Origin of the sequence: Sphingomonas sp. TDK1 (assembly GCF_001650735.1) — a bacterium.
GTDB lineage: Bacteria > Pseudomonadota > Alphaproteobacteria > Sphingomonadales > Sphingomonadaceae > Sphingomonas.
The window spans coordinates 45919-60927 of the sequence record NZ_LXVY01000022.1; the positions used below are offsets into that span (position 1 = coordinate 45919).

General features: G+C 66.0%; 20 protein-coding genes. 1 reads left to right on the top strand and 19 read right to left on the bottom strand.

Translation table 11 applies throughout. From position 1 onward, the window contains the following. Positions 1-23 precede the first annotated feature (23 nt). The 16 genes from A7X12_RS12720 to A7X12_RS25960 form a co-directional block, all read right to left on the bottom strand. The gene (locus A7X12_RS12720) at positions 24-1763 is read right to left on the bottom strand and encodes a relaxase/mobilization nuclease domain-containing protein (protein WP_064311972.1); all 1740 of its coding nucleotides are present in this window, start codon (positions 1761-1763) and stop codon (positions 24-26) included. A gap of 244 nt (positions 1764-2007) precedes the next feature. Next, complete coding sequence (locus A7X12_RS12725) at positions 2008-2769, bottom strand: lytic transglycosylase domain-containing protein (protein WP_064311973.1); 762 nt, start codon at positions 2767-2769, stop codon at positions 2008-2010. Between the two features lie 3 nt (positions 2770-2772). Continuing rightward, complete coding sequence (locus tag A7X12_RS12730) at positions 2773-3120, bottom strand: DUF736 domain-containing protein (RefSeq protein ID WP_064311974.1); 348 nt, start codon at positions 3118-3120, stop codon at positions 2773-2775. 46 nt (positions 3121-3166) lie between these two features. Continuing rightward, on the bottom strand, positions 3167-3712 hold the full coding sequence (locus A7X12_RS12735) for a S26 family signal peptidase (protein WP_064311975.1): 546 nt from the start codon (positions 3710-3712) through the stop codon (positions 3167-3169). Beyond that, a complete protein-coding gene (locus A7X12_RS12740; RefSeq protein ID WP_064311976.1) occupies positions 3709-4227 on the bottom strand; it encodes a DUF2840 domain-containing protein in 519 nt (172 codons plus the stop codon). Before A7X12_RS12740 ends, A7X12_RS12735 begins: the two co-directional genes overlap by 4 nt. Continuing rightward, positions 4224-4478, bottom strand: coding sequence for a ribbon-helix-helix protein (locus tag A7X12_RS12745; protein WP_064311977.1), 255 nt, complete (start codon positions 4476-4478; stop codon positions 4224-4226). Before A7X12_RS12745 ends, A7X12_RS12740 begins: the two co-directional genes overlap by 4 nt. Beyond that, positions 4475-5113, bottom strand: coding sequence for a ParA family partition ATPase (parA, locus tag A7X12_RS12750; protein WP_064311978.1), 639 nt, complete (start codon positions 5111-5113; stop codon positions 4475-4477). The genes A7X12_RS12745 and parA overlap by 4 nt, the downstream gene beginning before the upstream one ends. Positions 5114-5321: 208 nt before the next feature. Next, positions 5322-6209 (bottom strand): replication initiator protein A, encoded by an 888-nt coding sequence (locus tag A7X12_RS12755; protein WP_064311979.1) that lies wholly within the window; start codon positions 6207-6209, stop codon positions 5322-5324. A 10-nt stretch (positions 6210-6219) separates the two neighbouring features. After that, positions 6220-6501 carry a helix-turn-helix transcriptional regulator gene (locus A7X12_RS12760; RefSeq protein ID WP_064311980.1) on the bottom strand — a complete coding sequence of 94 codons (282 nt, stop codon included), beginning with the start codon at positions 6499-6501 and terminating at the stop codon, positions 6220-6222. Between the two features lie 125 nt (positions 6502-6626). Then, positions 6627-7133 carry a DUF2285 domain-containing protein gene (locus A7X12_RS12765; RefSeq protein WP_064311981.1) on the bottom strand — a complete coding sequence of 169 codons (507 nt, stop codon included), beginning with the start codon at positions 7131-7133 and terminating at the stop codon, positions 6627-6629. Beyond that, the gene (locus A7X12_RS26605) at positions 7078-7392 is read right to left on the bottom strand and encodes a transcriptional regulator domain-containing protein (protein WP_269747818.1); all 315 of its coding nucleotides are present in this window, start codon (positions 7390-7392) and stop codon (positions 7078-7080) included. The genes A7X12_RS12765 and A7X12_RS26605 overlap by 56 nt, the downstream gene beginning before the upstream one ends. A gap of 118 nt (positions 7393-7510) precedes the next feature. Then, the gene (locus A7X12_RS12770; protein WP_064311982.1) at positions 7511-7774 is read right to left on the bottom strand and encodes a DUF2285 domain-containing protein; all 264 of its coding nucleotides are present in this window, start codon (positions 7772-7774) and stop codon (positions 7511-7513) included. 120 nt (positions 7775-7894) lie between these two features. Next, positions 7895-8137 (bottom strand): helix-turn-helix domain-containing protein, encoded by a 243-nt coding sequence (locus tag A7X12_RS12775; protein ID WP_064311983.1) that lies wholly within the window; start codon positions 8135-8137, stop codon positions 7895-7897. Between the two features lie 185 nt (positions 8138-8322). Then, complete coding sequence (locus tag A7X12_RS12780; RefSeq protein ID WP_064311984.1) at positions 8323-8649, bottom strand: DUF736 domain-containing protein; 327 nt, start codon at positions 8647-8649, stop codon at positions 8323-8325. A gap of 576 nt (positions 8650-9225) precedes the next feature. Further along, on the bottom strand, positions 9226-9666 hold the full coding sequence (locus A7X12_RS12785; protein WP_064311985.1) for a hypothetical protein: 441 nt from the start codon (positions 9664-9666) through the stop codon (positions 9226-9228). A gap of 142 nt (positions 9667-9808) precedes the next feature. Next, the gene (locus tag A7X12_RS25960) at positions 9809-9976 is read right to left on the bottom strand and encodes a hypothetical protein (protein WP_198162022.1); all 168 of its coding nucleotides are present in this window, start codon (positions 9974-9976) and stop codon (positions 9809-9811) included. 337 nt (positions 9977-10313) lie between these two features. Between A7X12_RS25960 and A7X12_RS12790 the strand changes: the two genes are divergently transcribed. Next, a complete protein-coding gene (locus tag A7X12_RS12790; protein WP_064311986.1) occupies positions 10314-10874 on the top strand; it encodes a flavin reductase family protein in 561 nt (186 codons plus the stop codon). Between the two features lie 10 nt (positions 10875-10884). On the opposite strand, the gene A7X12_RS12795 is transcribed toward A7X12_RS12790, so the two are convergent. The 3 genes from A7X12_RS12795 to A7X12_RS12805 all read right to left on the bottom strand — a co-directional run. After that, positions 10885-11820, bottom strand: coding sequence for a DUF2493 domain-containing protein (locus A7X12_RS12795; RefSeq protein ID WP_064311999.1), 936 nt, complete (start codon positions 11818-11820; stop codon positions 10885-10887). Positions 11821-12134: 314 nt separating this feature from the next. Further along, entirely contained in the window at positions 12135-13181 is a 1047-nt protein-coding gene (locus A7X12_RS12800; RefSeq protein WP_064311987.1) for a DUF7146 domain-containing protein, read from the bottom strand. Next, positions 13181-15009: strawberry notch C-terminal domain-containing protein (locus A7X12_RS12805; RefSeq protein ID WP_198162023.1), on the bottom strand; the 1829-nt coding region annotated here is incomplete at its 5' end. The genes A7X12_RS12805 and A7X12_RS12800, both read right to left, overlap by 1 nt.

Sequence of the window (15009 nt, forward strand, 5' to 3'; positions counted from 1 at the left end):
CGGGCACTCCTTTCTTGATTGGGCTACATGCCGAGGCCGCGGTTGCGGCCGAAGCTCCAGTCGACGCCACCGGCGCCGCGCGACACGCCGGAGACGTGCTGACCGACTTGGCGTTCGAGGGATGGCGACCAGGGCACGAGCTGGAAGCCGAGACCGTCGTCGATCATGGCGAAGCGGCCCGACGCGAGCGCGAAGCGCTGGCGATAGGTGCCCGCCACATACTCGCCCGTTCCGGCCTTCGAGAATTGTCGGCCAGTCTCGGCCGCGAGCTTTTGACCAAGGGCCTCCACCTCGCGCTGCCGCAGGGTGTCGATCAGCCCGGGCGAGAAGCTGACGCCACGCGTCTGCCGCTCGGCAAGGCCCTGGCCAACGAGATGCTCGGCCCGCCTGTCCATCGCGTGGCGGACCTCCGCGCCGAAGCCGCCACCACCGAGCGCGACGGGATCGCGGGCGATCGCCTGCCGGTCGAGCCAGGTGGCCCCGGTCGCGTGAACCTGCCGCTCGATGTCGAGATCGGAGCGGATGGCGAGCGCGACCCGCCTGCGTCCCTGCGCGTCGTCGAATTTGCGCAGCTCGACGATCGAGCCCGGCGCGCTGTCGCCAGCCGCGTCGAGGTCGGGCAGCTTGATGTGGTGGGTCCGTCCGTCGGTGCCATCGACCACGGCGTAGGCTGTGCCCTTCAGCTCGTCGTCGAGACCGCGATCGACCAGGCGGCCGACGACGGGATCGTCGAGGCTTTCGCCGGCGAGCACATAGCTTGCCGCGCCGCGCTCGATGCCGCGCTCGGTCAGGCCGCGATGGATGCGCTTGATGATGTCGCCACGCTCGCCCAGCTCGCGCAACGTCGCCTCGGCATTCTCGGCCACGACCCATTGGCCCGGGCCGACCTGATCGGCGAGGCCGAGCGTCTCCAGCTTCCGCAGGCGGCCGACCTTCATCGCGTGGAATTCGTCAGGCTGGTGGTCGGGGTGCGGGGCGAGATCGACGACGCCGGTGCGATGGCTGTCGCGGGCAAGTTGGCGGTCAAGATTGGTCCAGCGCTCGGCGTCGATCTGGCGTTCCAGATTGCGGCGGATCTCGTGATCGGTGCGCGGCCCCAGCTCCTGGGTGACGAGATCCTGCGCGCGGGCGCGCATGCCTTCCTTGATATAATCGCGAGAGATGACGAGGTCCTGGCCATCGTCGGTCCGACCCCGCAGGATGATGTGGACGTGCGGATTGTCGGTGTTCCAGTGATCGACACCGAGCCAGTCGAGCTTGGTGCCGAGGTCCTTTTCCATCTGCCCCATCAGGTCGCGGGCGAAGGTCTTGAGGTCGGACATCTCGGTCGCGTCCTCGGGCGAGACGATGAAGCGGAAGTGGTGGCGATCTTCTTGGGTCCGCTCGGCGAAGGCCTTCGGATCGGCATCTTCTGTCTCCGGCCCGAACAGCCGGGCCTTCTCCCCATCCCGTGTGACACCCTCGCGCCGGAGATAGCTGAGATGGGCAGCGAGTGGCACCGAACGAGCGGTGTGCCGGACGACGCGCGTCTTGATGACGACGTTGCGCGATCGGCTGGTGAGCAACCGGTTGGCCTGCACGGTCGCGCGCTGCCCGCGCCCGAAACGCGAGCGGTTGCCCGAGCTGATCTGGCCGGATCGCGAGACCCGCCCGCCGGCGCGCTGGGCGGCCGCCAGCGCCTGGGCGATGAAGGGCCGGGCCTGCTGGGCGCGAGTGGAGCGGATACGGCCAGGCCGGATGCGGAAATCGTCCTCGCCGCTCATGGCCGAGGCTCTGCACATCGCGCAATCGCGCGGAAATCCTTGGCGAAATGCCGAATGCGCAGGCTGCGCCGGTCAGGCGCACCTCGCGCAGATGCGCCATAAGTATCTGAAAACACACGACCGCACCAAGCAGCACATCGCGCGCTTTTATCTCGCCATCGTACGGTTGTGTTGCCTCCTCCTCCTCCTCGGACCGCCATCCTTCCGCCAGAGCACGCTATTCCACGACATGCTGCGAACACCGTCATCGTGGCCCCCCATCGCCGTTTCGGGCGACAAACAGGCCTGCGGATTGCGGAGCGATGGCTGTGGCATCGCGCACCGGAGTTGCAGCCGGAGCCTCGTTCGAAGTGCGGTCGCCGGGTGTCGGAGCGGCGGTTGCGGCGCGCTCGGACTGCACGATGAAGAGTGGCGCGCGTGTCCAGGCGTTGGGATCGGCCGCCGCGACCGTGACGGGAGCAAGGGCGTCTGCGCCGCCGATAACGGGCGCGAGCGCGGCGACATAGGCGCGGGTTTCGGCCGGTAAAGGCCGGCCCGCGAGATACTCTTCGTAGCGGCCGGGACCAGCATTGTAGGCCGCAAGGAAGCCCGGCGAACCATAGCGGTCGTGCATCTCGCGGAGATAAGCCGCGCCCGCCAGAATGTTGTCGCGTGGATCGTAGGGATTCGCGCCGAGGCGGTGACGGGCGCGCAGATCGGTCCAGGTGGCGGGCATGATCTGCATCAGGCCCATCGCGCCGGCCGAAGAGATCGCTCGCACGTCACCGGCGCTTTCGACGCGCATGACGGCGCGTATCCAGTACTCGGGAACGCCGAACCGTTGCGCGGCCTCGGTGATGAATATGGCGTAGGGATCGACGCGAGAGGGGCGCTCGGCCGACACGGTCTGCGCATCCGCGGTGACGCAGAGCGGCGCGGAAAGCAGAAGGCCGGAAAGGAGAAGGAGTGCTGTGCGCCGGGCGGTGTTTGACCACCCGGCGACAGCTTTGGGGAGCGGGACCGACATCGTTCAGTCCCGCTCGGCGCGCTTGGGCGGACGGTTCCAGTGCAAGCCCCATGCGGACTTGTCGTCGGCCGACTGGAAGAGGTTGGCGCGGATCGGATGACCGAAGGTCGGATCGTCGATCTGCAGCGAGACGTAGTCGCCGGCCTTCTCGCCGGTGCGCTTCCACCCTGCACCGATCTCCGCGCCGGTTTCGTTGTTCATGCTGTCGAGAACATGGACACGGAAGTCCGGCGCGTTCTCGGCATCGGACGGTTCGGCCGGAACGATGATGATGTCCTGGTGCAATGAAAGCGTCGTCAGGTGGCCGATGAAGCCGTCATTTTCGCGCGAGAATTGACCGATAACGGGCATGGGTGGTCTCCTTCGGATTGCGGTGGCCAAGGTCATGGGCGTGCCGTCACCGCGTCGGCGCGCGCCAGACGAAGCGGTCATCGCCGTCCTCGTCGGTGTAGAGGGGCGTGGCCCGGCCGATGACCGAGCTGGCGGGGAGCGGGCCGAAGTAACGGCCGTCGAGGCTGTCGCGGACCTGCCAGTTCATCAGGAACAGCTCGTCGTCGGCGATGACGCGGCACCCCTGCCAGATCGGCAGTTCGCGGCCCCGCCGGTCGCGGTCGAGCGCATCGCCGATGGCTTGGCCATCGACGGTGATCGTGTGGCCGCTTCGGCACACGCGTTGGCCGGGCAGGCCCGCGACCCGCTTCAGCAGCGGCACGCCGCGCGGCAGATATCCGCCGTCGGCAAGGAATGTGGCGATCGGCTCCGGCGCCGCCACGGCGACGAGGTCGGTCGCTTCCAGTCTGTCGCTGGCGCTGATCGCATAGAGGCCGATCGGCGTGCTCGCGGATGCATTCCAGATCAGCTTCGGCGCGAAAGACACGATCGACAGGATGCCCATCAGCATCACCGCGAAGTACGTCGTCATGACGTATCCAAAGCGGCTCATGGCATGATCCTCCGGCGCAGAAGGAAGGCACGATGCTGCTGCGCGTCGTAGGCGCGCGGGGCTTCACCGGCCGTCAGACGGTTGTGGACGTGCCGCCAGTGATCGGGCGAAACGTCGATCGCGCCGATGCCCCGCGCCTCGATGGCATCGATGAGTTGGAGGACGCGCTCGACCTTCGGCCAGCCGTCGGCGCGCAACAGGATGTCGCCGCCGGGGCGCACGAATGGCAGGGTCTGGCAGCGCTCGCCCGCAGCGACGGCGCGCACGATGTCGAGGCGCGAAAGTGCGGTGCCGTAGTCGTTGGAGGTCCAGCGAACGAAGGCGAAGACGCTGCCCGGCGCGAACGACACGACGCGCCGGCGGCGGTCGAGGATCTGTTCGGCAGTCTCGCGACCGAACCTGATCCAGAATTCAATTTTCTTCTCGACCCACGTCAACTCGACATGGGTCAGTGCATCTGCCGCAGGCGCGTACGGCAAGCCGCTGCGCAGCGACGTGTCGGCGACACCGATCATCGCGGCTCTCCTTCGCTGGTGGGGAACTCGCGCTCGAACAGGGCGCGCAGCATGTCGGCGACGGTCTGGCCGCGCTGGAAGGCGGCAATCTTGATCCGGCCGCGCATGTCGGCGGTGACGTCGATCGTCAGCCTGGCGGTAAACTCGGCGGCGGGGTCCGTGCGCGGCGACGGACGGTCCGGCGCCTTGATCCAGCTTTCCGGATCGGCCGGTCGGGACGCGAAACTGCGCTTCGAGGACCGCTCGCTCATGCCCCGATTTCCATCACTTCGGCGGCCAAGGCCGCGATCTCCCGCGCGGCGGGCGATGTCTCGTCCTGCTCGGCCGCGAGCCGTCCGGTCTGCACGACATCGGCGAAAGCGATGCGCTGACCGATGGTGGTCAGGAGCGGCGGGGGATCGTGTTCCGCGAGCGTTTCTGCGGTTTCGCGGGCGAGGATCGTGCGGGCGGCACAGCGGTTGAGGACAAACCGCGCCTTGAGGTCCGGTCGATAGATCCGCGCCTCGCTAAGCAGCGTCAGCATCTCGGCCGACGCCCAGCCGTCGAGCGGTGACGGCTGCACCGGGATCAGTACAAGATCGGCGGCGAGCAGCGCCGAACGCATCAGGCCGGCGACACGCGGCGGTCCGTCGATGACGACATGATCGACGTCGCGCGCCAGCTCCGGCGCTTCGCGGTGGAGCGTGTCGCGGGCCAGGCCGACAACACCGAACAGCCGCTCCAATCCCTCCCGGCCGCGCTGCTGTGACCAGTCGAGCGCCGATCCCTGTGGGTCGGCGTCGATCAGCGTGACGCGCTGCCCATGCCGGGCCCATTCACCGGCGAGATGGAGGGCGAGCGTCGTCTTTCCGACGCCGCCCTTCTGGTTGAGCAGCGCGACGATCATGACGGTCTCCCGGCGATCGGGGACTCGTCCACAGCGGCCGAAAAACGCGTTTGCGTTAGAAAGATTCCGTAGGAATCTAGGTTAGATAAGTTACGGGGCTCGCAAGCTGCTGATTCAGCGCGAGGAATCGACGATTCCGGTCCCCGATAGCACGAGAGTCCGGTCCCCGATGGCACGATAGCGCCGGTCCCTGATAGCACGAGATGATTCACAGCTTATCCCCAGGTCGAGTTGTCGAGCGGCGACGGCGGCGCGGGATGCTGAGCGCGTCGGGATCGGTGGGTACGAAGGACAGGATTTCGGGGCCGCCGAGGCACTGCTCGATGGTCAGGCGATAGCCCGGCAGCGGCTGGCGGCGGACGATGTCACGCAGGTCGTAGGCGAAATGCTTGAGAGGTGAGAGACTGCCGGACTTCGCGTGCAGATGCGGGAAGTCGAAGCTCCAGCCGTATTCCTGCTTGCCACCATGCTTGCGAACGAGGCGGTAGAGCCAGCGCTCCAGACCGCCGGTCAGCCGGAAATAGTTGCGGTCGATCGTGAGGACGAGCGCATCATCGAGGACCGCGGCGTAGAACCAGTCGGGTACGATCAGTTCGAGCCCGAGCGGGCGGCCACGGTGATCTGCGCGTTCCTTCCACTCGTTGATCCAGGAGAAGCGGTGCATCCGCCGCTCGGTCGGCTGGCGGATCGAGGTCGCTATGGTGGTGGACTGGAGTCGGTCGAGCGCGGCCTTAAGGCGGTCGTAGTCGCGCAGCGACACGCCGCGGCCGATGAAGTTCAAAATTTCATAGGGCGTCGTCGCCATCAGACGCGACGGGCGCAAGCCGACGTCACGCGCTTCGACGATCTGCGAGGCCGCCCAGATCAGGACGTCCGCGTCCCAGATCGTCGCCATGCCGTGCTCGGGCACGGCTTCTACACGGATTTTCACCGAACCCGCCTTGAAGTCGATCGGCGCCAGGCGCTTCGACTTGGCAAGCGAGAAGAACGGATAGGCCATGAGGTCCTGCGCGTCGCGCGGCGCGAGATCGCCGGGCAGCGCCCGGAACAGATCGAGCTGCGCGCGCTCGCCGGGGTGATAAGGGCGGGACGACATGGCGGCCGTCTCAGCGCGGGAAGCGGCCGCCAGCGGTGGCGGGCGCGGCTTGGCGCTTGGCCGGCAGCACGGTGCCGCCGCGCGGGTCGGAGGTCGAGGTGACGAGTCCCCGATCGGCCCAGCTTTGCAGGTCGTCGACGGAGTAGACGACGCGACCGCCGAGTTTGCGGTAGGTCGGGCCGGTGCCGTAGGTCCGGTGCTTTTCGAGGGTGCGTTCGGAGAGGCCGAGAAAGCGGGCCGCCTCCTGCGTTCTCAGGTAGCGTGGCGGTAGATTGGCGGCTTTTTCGGCCATGGTCGAACTCCGTGGTCTCGCGGGCGGCCGCTGCGGATGAGCGGCGGGTTGCGAGCACGGTGGCGCGAAGACGGCGCCTCGGGCAGAAACGAAGTTAGGAAGTTATTTTCGACACCGAAGACGTGTCAGCGATTGCGGCGCGGACGGCGCAGTAGGGTGCGGTAGCCGCCATGCACCAGTTTCATGCCGTCGCGGACGAGGCGGATGGTGGCTTCGCGGATCGGGCTTTCGACCCACGTCTTGGCGTCGTGCTTGTGCGCGGGGAAGAGTTGCTCGGCGACGGTGCGATAGGTGACGCCCGCGTGCCGGGCATCTACCGCGCGCAGCATCTCTCTCGCGCGCTCGCGCCTCTGTGGCGTCAGGCGCGGATCGGGCGGAACGCGCTTGCCGGATACCGCGTGCCAGAGGCGCTCGATCGCCGTCAGTCGGTCTGGGGTCAGTTCGTCGAACATGACGATCGCGCCGAGGGGCCGGGTATCATCGACATCGGCCAAGGCCACGTCGTAGAGTTCGCCCCGCAGAGCAATGCGGATCAGGCCAACATCGTGCTCGATGAGAGCGTGGGCGTGCAGATCGTCAACGCGGACGGTGAAGTCTCCCGCCGGTCTCGGTCCGGCGATGAATGGGAGCATCGTTGGATCGGTTTGCGGGGTCCAGAAGATCGGCTGGATGAGCGCCGAGTTGCGAGGGTCGGCGACGAAATCGCAACCCCCATTGTTCGGCGAACTCCTGGGCGACGTCCTCGGTTAATCGCCCGATGGAGACCAGTTCCTGATACGATTTTCTGTAGTCGGGATTGCGGCGCAAGAACTCCCAGGCAAGATCGCCGGGTGTCAATGTGCCAATATAGTCATAGGCAGCCTCAGACCGCCAACTTTCATCCTCGGACATCCTTCACCGCCTCCGCGCAATGTTATGCAACGCGAATTATGCAGCGGATACGATTCCCGGTTGAATGAAGCGGGGGAAGAACGAAGTGGCCGCAACGTGATGCGGTTTGTGCATCACCTCAATGCAGGCGGCCCTGAAGAAGCTCGCAGAAGCCGCTTTTCGTCATCCATTTCGCGCGATCGAGATGGCTGCTGTAGACATGCAAGGCGCGCTCAGGATCGGCGCCTGCATCAAGGTTGAACAGCACCGCGACGACCTCCCGCCAGTCTGTGCCCTCGGTCTCAGCATCGAGCAGCCGGACGTAGAGCTTCAGATGAGCGTGGTCGTAAGCCGTGAGTGCCGCGCTGGCCGGCGGCTGATCAAGAAAATCGTCTTTGGTCACAACATCCCCCGGGCAGCATATGTAGCCATTCTGGAGGAAATTGTTAACGATGATTTGACTGGAATGATGCCGCGCGATTGCGCCGCGGGGGGATTTGGCAATGCCGCGCCCCGTCGAGCCTCAGGCTTCCCTCTTCGCATCAACGAGCAGCACTCCCTTGCCCTGATCGGAGTTCAGGAAGACGATGCCTGCGCGTTCGAAAGCCCGTCGCACCTCATCGCGCGTACTCTCATAGACCTCGAGACCGGTGGTGGATTCGAGGCGCTTGAGCGCAGTCAATGAGACCCGGGCCTTGTCAGCGAGCGTCTCCTGTGTCCAGCCCAGCAACGCGCGTGCGGCCCGAAATTGTCGGGCGGTGATCATGCATGATCACCTCCCACACGGACCTACGCGAACGCCAAAACTACGGCTATAATAGTCGCTCTTGGCTCGAAATTCCAGAGATAAGTCCCTGTGAGGGCTTCCTTGGTCCGGATCACGGCGCAACTGATTCGGTTGCTGTCGAAGGTGAAGGCCCCGGCCTTCCGGCCGGGGCCTTGCACGTAGCCTCAGTCGCTGCGGCGGCCGTTGGGGCGGGACCAGATAAGGCTGTAGCCTTCGCCTTCCTCGTCATCGAAGAGGTTGGCGTAGATCGGGGCGTTGAAGCTGGGGTCGTCGAGCTTCAGGCCCAGATAGGCGCGGCCCTCGTTGGAGGTCTTGGACCAGGCGGCGCCGATTTCGGCGCGGCCGACGAAGAGGCGGTGGCTCGGAGCGTTCTCGCCGGTGGCGCGGGCATCTGGGATGATGCGGACGTTCTTGGTCTGGACGCTGAGGGTGACGATTTCGCCGGTGAACTCGTTGTTGCCGGTCTTCTTGAAGGTGCCGATGGTCGCCATGGTAGTTCTCCTTGAACTCTGTTCCGAGCCCGCACCATTGCGGCCTCGATGGCGATCGACAGGCCGGAGGCGATTGACGGCGCACCCCGCAGGGGCCTGACAGCAAAGGAGGGGCTTTCTTGGCTCGCGAGGAATGGCGGCGCAGCCGGCAGGGGAAGAAAGTTTCGACGCCGCTGTTGCGGCATAGGCGATCGAGGCGCAGCCGACCTTCGGCCAGATCAGCCCATTGAAGAGGCCGTTTTGGAGCGGTCGACCTGACAGAGACGCATCACAGGAGAACGTGGCGACCATCCGGCACCGATGGACCGGGACCACGCCGGACACCGCGGTTCAAACCAGCTCCGCCAGACGCTACGTCCCGCCGACTCCTGCCCGTTTGCCCACGGGATCGCCCCCTCCCGGCTCTTGCACCGTCGGTGCGCTGTCACGGCATCGCCCGCAGCACTGTCACCGGGGGCATCCCGCGTCAGTTGGGTTCGCCGTCGATCCGATCAACGCGATTGCAAACGACCCTGCCGACGGGGAGCGCGACACATAAGACATCAACCCGCCGTACTGCCGCCGCCGGCAACGATGTCAGGCGCGCGCGACGTTCTGCCCGGTTGGCCCGGGCGCGGCCATCGCTGTCACGCGGATCAGCGCCGTGGCGCCAACGGCGATTGCCCCGATGACGGAGAAGATGATCTGCCAGGTGTCCGAGGGCATGGTGTGTTTCACGATGCCATGCGTCGCGTGGTAACCCGCCAACGCCGCGGGCGCGACGAAGGCGAGTGTGATCGCGAGCCGTATCCAGAGCGGTCGGATGAAGGCGAGCAGGAACTGCCCGAGGCCGAGTGTGAGTGCGGCAGCGACAAGGCCGACGAGGATCGCGCCGAGCCAGCCGGCGCCGGTCTGATAGGCCCATGTCCCGGCGCTGACGCCGGCGAAGAACGGCAGCGCGAAGACAGCGAGTGTGAAGAGCAGCCAGCACAGGGCGCCGATCGCCGCGATGCTGGAGATGATGCCGATGAAGATCATGGTGGTGTTCTCCGTGAGAGAAGGTCTGACGGTCGCGCCTCCACCACCACCACGGCGCGTTGCCAGTATAGCCGAAGAGAAGGCGGCACGGGAGCGGAAATCCCTGGGACTTCCGCTTGCGGCCCTGTCACCTTGCCCGCGATTAGCGGGCGAAGGGGTCGATCTCGTGAACGATGGCGGCGAAATCGCCGTCATATTCGCCTGCGGGCATGACGCCCATGGTGCCGTCGCCGGCCTGGAAGATGACGATCGAGACCATGAGGGTGGTGGCGAGGCTGAAGGCGAAGGCGTGAGCTTGATTGAGGGACATCTGACCGGCTCCTGTCTTAGAGGCGGGAGACCATCTCCCGCGCGACAGGCGCCCGATGTGTCCGGCCGATGGCCGCAATCACCGCGTAGGCAAAGCCGGAGCGGCGGCACGCTTTGCGTAGTCCGACCCTTTATGGGTTGATGGCGTCAGGCCAGCGGCCGGACCAAGGATCAGCGCGATGGAAGCGGGAGATGGTTTTCCGCCATGACCGGGGCCACGATGGGATAGCCCGCTCAAATGCTTTCGCGCCAAAGGATCGTCGCCATGCTGCCGGTCGTGATGCTGCCGACATGGCCGGGTATGATCATGCAAAGCGCAATTGTCGAAGAGAGCGCCGATGCCGAAACTGCCGAAGAAGACCGACTTCCCCGTCAGCCAGGTGCGGCGCTATCTGGAGCCCGGCCCGATCGTGCTGGTGTCGTCGAAGTGGCAGGGCGCGACCAACATCATGACGCTCGGCTGGCACACGATCCTGGAATTCTCGCCGTCGCTGGTCGGCCTCATGATCTCCGGCGGCAATCACAGTCACCGCATGATCCGCGAAAGCCGGGAGTGCGTCATCAATCTGCCCACGACGGCGCTGACCGATACCGTGGTCGGGATTGGCAATACGTCGGGAGCCGACATCGACAAGTTCGCCAAGTTCGATCTCACGGCGGAAGACGCGAGCGAGGTCGATGCGCCGCTGATCGGCGAATGCCATGCCAGCTTCGAATGCCGCCTTCACGACGATGCGCTGGTCGAGACGTACAATTTCTTCATCTTCGAGGTGGTGAAGGCGCATGTGGCGGCTTCGCCGAAGCATCCTGAGACGCTGCATTACACCGGCGATGGCGTGTTCGTGGTGTCCGGCAAGGTCATCAGCCGCAGATCGCTGTTTCGACCCGAGATGCTGTGAGAGGCGGCGCTCACGCGCCACCTCCCTTCGGGCGGAAGTCGAACAGCGGGATGCCGAGCTTCCTCGCCTTGTCGGCGAGATTGTCCTGAATGCCGGTGCCGGGGAAGACGATGACCCCGATCGGCAGGACGTCGAGCATCTGATCGTTGCGCTTGAACGGTGCGGCCTTGGCGTGTTTCGTCCAGTCGGGTGCGAAGCCGACCTGCGGCACCTTGCGGGTGTCGGCCCATTTCGCCGCGATTTTCTCGGCGCCCTTCGGTGACTTGCCGTGCAGCAGGACCATGTCGGGATGCTTGGCGTGGACCTGATCGAGCTTGGCCCAGATCAGGTGGTGATCGTTGAAGTCGAGCCCACCAGTGAAGGCGATCTTCGGACCGGCGGGCAGCAGCACCTGATTGTCGGCCCGCTTCTTGGCGGCGAGGAAGTCCCGGCTGTCGATCATCGCCGAGGTCAGGTTACGATGGTTGACCATCGATCCGCTGCGCGGTCGCCAGTTCGATCCGGTGTGGCGCTCGTAGTGCTCGGCGGCCTGGTCGCGCATCAGCTCGAAGGCGTTGCGGCGTTCGATCATGGTCTGGCCCTCGGCCGTCAGGCGTTCCAGCTCGACGGCCTTCACTTCGCTGCCGTCCTGTTCGCGCTGGCCGCGGCGCTGCGCCTGCTCGTTGTCGTCCAGCTCGCGCTCGATCCGTTCGTTGGCCCGGTGGAAGACGTTGACGGTCGACCAGAGGAGATCGTCGAGGTCGGGCTCGAGGCGGGTGTCCTCCAGGGTGACGATCAGGGCGTCGAAGATATCGGCGATGGCGCCGGCGACATGGTCGCCCTCCGGAAGTGGTCGAGGATCGGGTTCATCCGTGAAGGGACGGTAGCCGTAAAGCTGGAGTTCGCTGAGAACATGGTCGGTGGGTGAAGAGGCGTGGTGCGGTTCGTAGTCGTCGTGCTCGCTCATGGGATGCTCCGTCGGTTCGACCGCGACCCTCGCGGCCTTCATGGCGACGAAAGCCGGCGGGCGGGCCGGACCTGCATCCGCAGCGGAGCGGAGGGCCGGAGCACAGCGGAGGAGGACGAAGGCGGGCTATTTTGCCTCGCGATGGAAAGCGGCCTGCGGCCGCGCCGGAAAATAGTCCGCCGCAGGCATTGCGGGTTCGGGCCGTTTGCTGGCCGATCGCCCTCTCGAAGGCCGGGGCGCGGTTCTCTCCGACCTGGGGATCATCCGAGCGATGCCGACGACGGTGCTCCCGCCGCCTGCATTCTCCTCGCGGCCTATGCCGCCAGCGCCATGAAGCGTGCGACGTCCTGTGGCGCGATCTGAACCCGTGCCGCTGCCCGGAGACTGTCCAGACCCGCCAAACGGAGATCCTCGTTGAAGTCGCCCAAGGTTGGAGACACCACGACCGCCTCGATCCCGGCCGCATTCGCCCGCTCGATCAACGTCGTCATCGCACCGTCGCCGGCCGGATCATTGTCGCGCGCGATGTAGAGCCGGCGCAGCGTGTCGGGGAACAGGATGGCCGAGAGATGCGCCGCCGAGAGCGCTGCCGCCATCGGCATGGTGGGCAGCGCCATTCTGAGCGACAGCATCGTCTCTATGCCTTCGCCCGCCGCCATTACTTCGCCCGCCACACCGAAGCGAACGGCGTGTCCCAGGAGGTCGCCCATCGCCCGTCTCGGTGTGTCGATCGGGGCTTTGTCCGAGCCGTCAGGGGCTAGCCAGGTGCGATGCGCGCCGGTCTGATGCCCGGCGAGATCGGTGACCGATGCGATCATCGCCGGCCAGGTCTCGGTCGGGGAATGCTCGTCAGGCCGGTAGTAGCAGCGAGGATGGAAGCGTAGGCTTCCGGTTCCGTGCAAATCCGTAATGCCGCGTGTGCGGAGATACGTCTTTACGAGCGTGCCTGAGATCGGCTGCGCCATGGCAAAGAGCCGCCGTGCCGCTTCCGGTGATCCGGATGGTGCCGGTGATTTGCGTTCGCCGTCATGCGGATGGTCCGGTTCGGGATGGGGCATCGACAGGAAGGTGCGCGCCTCATCGGCGACGTCCTTGAAGTCGATCAGGCCGCAGCTCTCGCGGATGACGTCGAGGAGATCGCCATGCTCGCCGGTGGCAGCGTCGGTCCATTTGCCGGCGGCGCCCTTGCCGGTTTCGCCGCCCTTTAGCCGCACGAACATCGAGCGGCCGGGCGTATTGCGGACATCGCCGACCAGCCAATAGCGGCCCTCGCGATGGCCGGAGGTCAGGTAATGCCGGCACACCGCCTCGGCCTGTCTGCCAAGACGGATCGCCAGCTCGGAAGCGTCGTGCCGTGCCATCACGCCGCCTCCCGCTCACTGACGCGCTCGACGGGATAGCGCTCCAGGACCTTGGCCAGGATTGCAGCGCCGGTCGTATCGGTCGGCACGAACATCCGCAGCTTCCACGAGATGATCTCGTGGAACAGGCCATAGGCCCGCAGGCGATCGCGCATGGCGTCGGTGAAGCCCGACAGCTCGATGCGGTTGGCGCCCATGACCCGGACGCGACGAAGCTGAAGACCCTCGTTGAGGTCGACGATGGTCTTCCCGTCCATCAGCGCCATGAAGGCGTCGTCGGGCGTCAGGGTTGACGTGCCGGTCGCGAGCGCGCCCGCCACCCATGCGGGGGAGACGCGGCGACCGACGATGCGCTCGCCGTCATCGGTCTGGAGTCGATAAACCCGCGTCGACTCGTTCGGCAGCCGCTTCCAGATCGGCAGCAAGAGCCCACTGACGACATGGATGGTGCTATAGGCATACTCCGGCACCTCGGCCGCCTCGGCATCCCATGCCGCTGTGAAGGCGATCCGCTCCGCCTGCACCCAATGGGTCTCGTCCATCACCTTGATGGGAATGTTGTGCGCCTCCATCGGCCGGATCAGCCGCACGCGCCGTTCGATCTCGCCATCGTCCAGCATGATGCTGGTGGTTGGTATCTGCACGGCGGCGCGGCCCGAACGCTCGTTGACCAGCAGCTTCGCGCCCGGGTCATCGAGATGGTCGAGCGCCTCGGCCAGCGTCACGGGACGGTTTCGCTGGCGCTGGGTGATGGTCAGCAGCCGAGCCTCGGCCCCGGTGCCAGGATGAACGTGGATCGTTCGGCGGTCGGTGACGATGAAGCTCTCGGCCTGCAGCGTCTCCAGCCCGACGTCGTAGCTGCCCGAAGCGATTGCGCCTTCGATCTTGGCGTTCAGCAGCCGCTCGAACGCGGTGAACAGGACACCCTGAAGCTCGATGGTCAGCGCCAGCAACCTGTTGAGGAACGTCGTGATGGGCGGCAACTCATCCTTGATGCCGGTGGAATCCATCAGCGAGAGGCCCGTGGCATCCTCGAACATCTGGAGTGAGCACCCCTCGACCTTGCCGCGCACCAGCAGCAGGTAGAGCTGCCGCAGGGCGTCGCGGGCGTAGTGGCTCTCCAGATTGTCCTCGGGCCGGAACAGGCCTTGACCGCCCGTCTGGCGCTGGCCGCGCGTGATCGCGCCCAGCGTGTCGAGGCGGCGAGCGATGGTCGAGAGAAAGCGCTTTTCCGCCTTCACGTCCGTCGAGATCGGCCGGAACAGCGGTGGCTGCGCCTGGTTGGTCCGGTTGGTGCGGCCCAGGCCCTGAATGGCGGCGTCGGCCTTCCAGCCCGGCTCCAGCAGATAGTGGACGCGCAGGCGCTGGTTCCGCGCCGACAGATCGGCGTGGTAGCTGCGCCCGGTGCCGCCCGCGTCGGAGAAGATCAGAATGCGCTTCTGATCATCCATGAAGGCTTGCGTTTCGGCCAGATTGGCCGAGGCGGCGCGGTTCTCCACGGCGAGGCGGTCGATGCCGCCGGGGCTGGTCATGGAGTCGGCACCCGACTTGCGGACGATGCGGCGCGAACGTCCCGTCACCTCTGCTACGACATCGGTGCCGAAGCGCTGGACGATCTGATCGAGCGCGCCGGGAACCGGGGGCAGCGAAGCGAGCCTCTCGATCAGGCGGTCACGACGGGCAACGGCATCGCGGCTCTCGACCGGCTGGCCGTCGCGAAACACCGGCCGCGACGACAGATTGCCCTCGCTGTCGGTGAACGGCTCATAGAGCTGGACCGGGAAGGAATGGGCGAGATAATCCAGAACGTATTCTTTGCAGTCGCAGT

What these genes read in the sequence shown, in the direction of transcription:
- A7X12_RS12720 (WP_064311972.1), bottom strand. Translation starts at nt 1,763, where the DNA reads ATGAGCGGCGAGGACGATTTCCGCATCCGGCCTGGCCGTATCCGCTCC.
- A7X12_RS12725 (WP_064311973.1), bottom strand. Translation starts at nt 2,769, where the DNA reads ATGTCGGTCCCGCTCCCCAAAGCTGTCGCCGGGTGGTCAAACACCGCC.
- A7X12_RS12730 (WP_064311974.1), bottom strand. Translation starts at nt 3,120, where the DNA reads ATGCCCGTTATCGGTCAATTCTCGCGCGAAAATGACGGCTTCATCGGC.
- A7X12_RS12735 (WP_064311975.1), bottom strand. Translation starts at nt 3,712, where the DNA reads ATGAGCCGCTTTGGATACGTCATGACGACGTACTTCGCGGTGATGCTG.
- A7X12_RS12740 (WP_064311976.1), bottom strand. Translation starts at nt 4,227, where the DNA reads ATGATCGGTGTCGCCGACACGTCGCTGCGCAGCGGCTTGCCGTACGCG.
- A7X12_RS12745 (WP_064311977.1), bottom strand. Translation starts at nt 4,478, where the DNA reads ATGAGCGAGCGGTCCTCGAAGCGCAGTTTCGCGTCCCGACCGGCCGAT.
- parA (WP_064311978.1), bottom strand. Translation starts at nt 5,113, where the DNA reads ATGATCGTCGCGCTGCTCAACCAGAAGGGCGGCGTCGGAAAGACGACG.
- A7X12_RS12755 (WP_064311979.1), bottom strand. Translation starts at nt 6,209, where the DNA reads ATGTCGTCCCGCCCTTATCACCCCGGCGAGCGCGCGCAGCTCGATCTG.
- A7X12_RS12760 (WP_064311980.1), bottom strand. Translation starts at nt 6,501, where the DNA reads ATGGCCGAAAAAGCCGCCAATCTACCGCCACGCTACCTGAGAACGCAG.
- A7X12_RS12765 (WP_064311981.1), bottom strand. Translation starts at nt 7,133, where the DNA reads ATGCTCCCATTCATCGCCGGACCGAGACCGGCGGGAGACTTCACCGTC.
- A7X12_RS26605 (WP_269747818.1), bottom strand. Translation starts at nt 7,392, where the DNA reads ATGTCCGAGGATGAAAGTTGGCGGTCTGAGGCTGCCTATGACTATATT.
- A7X12_RS12775 (WP_064311983.1), bottom strand. Translation starts at nt 8,137, where the DNA reads ATGATCACCGCCCGACAATTTCGGGCCGCACGCGCGTTGCTGGGCTGG.
- A7X12_RS12780 (WP_064311984.1), bottom strand. Translation starts at nt 8,649, where the DNA reads ATGGCGACCATCGGCACCTTCAAGAAGACCGGCAACAACGAGTTCACC.
- A7X12_RS12785 (WP_064311985.1), bottom strand. Translation starts at nt 9,666, where the DNA reads ATGATCTTCATCGGCATCATCTCCAGCATCGCGGCGATCGGCGCCCTG.
- A7X12_RS25960 (WP_198162022.1), bottom strand. Translation starts at nt 9,976, where the DNA reads ATGTCCCTCAATCAAGCTCACGCCTTCGCCTTCAGCCTCGCCACCACC.
- A7X12_RS12790 (WP_064311986.1), top strand. Translation starts at nt 10,314, where the DNA reads ATGCCGAAACTGCCGAAGAAGACCGACTTCCCCGTCAGCCAGGTGCGG.
- A7X12_RS12795 (WP_064311999.1), bottom strand. Translation starts at nt 11,820, where the DNA reads ATGAGCGAGCACGACGACTACGAACCGCACCACGCCTCTTCACCCACC.
- A7X12_RS12800 (WP_064311987.1), bottom strand. Translation starts at nt 13,181, where the DNA reads ATGGCACGGCACGACGCTTCCGAGCTGGCGATCCGTCTTGGCAGACAG.